Source organism: Neisseria sp. P0024.S006 (assembly GCF_051956595.1).
Taxonomy (GTDB): Bacteria; Pseudomonadota; Gammaproteobacteria; order Burkholderiales; family Neisseriaceae; genus Neisseria.
The window spans coordinates 1-493 of the sequence record NZ_JBQCXH010000031.1 but is presented as its reverse complement, the minus strand read 5'-3'; the positions used below and the strand labels follow the sequence as shown (position 1 = coordinate 493).

The following is a 493-nucleotide window of genomic DNA, read 5'->3' as shown; positions in this document are numbered from 1 at the left end:
CCCAACAACAACACAAACAACACCCAACCCACACACACACCACAAAACACAAAACCCCCCCCAAACCCACAACCCCCAACACCACACCCCCCACCCCCCCAACCACAACAACCACACCCCCCACCCACCACCACAACCCCACCCCAAACCCCAACACCAACCCCCCACAACAAAAAACCACCAAACCCAAAAAACCACCACCACAAACCACCCAACCCACACAAAAACAAACCAACAAAACCCCCCACCACAAACCCACCCACACCAAACCCAAACAAAAAACAACAAAAAAAAACACACCCAACCCCCAGACCACCCAAAAACAACCTCAAACGGCCTTAACTCCACACCGAAAAAACTAACCACAAACACCAGCAAACAACGCCCCCCCAACGCACCCAATCCCGACACCAGCAACCTGAACAACACCCACGCCCCAACAAAACGCACACCAACGAAAAACACCACCCACCCCAACAACACCACACACACC

General features: G+C 53.1%; 1 protein-coding gene. It reads right to left on the bottom strand.

Annotation, left to right across the window (positions count from 1 at the left end; genetic code table 11):
• The coding region (locus ACTHUF_RS11105; protein ID WP_440407720.1) for a hypothetical protein at window positions 1-493 on the bottom strand (493 nt) is incomplete at both ends.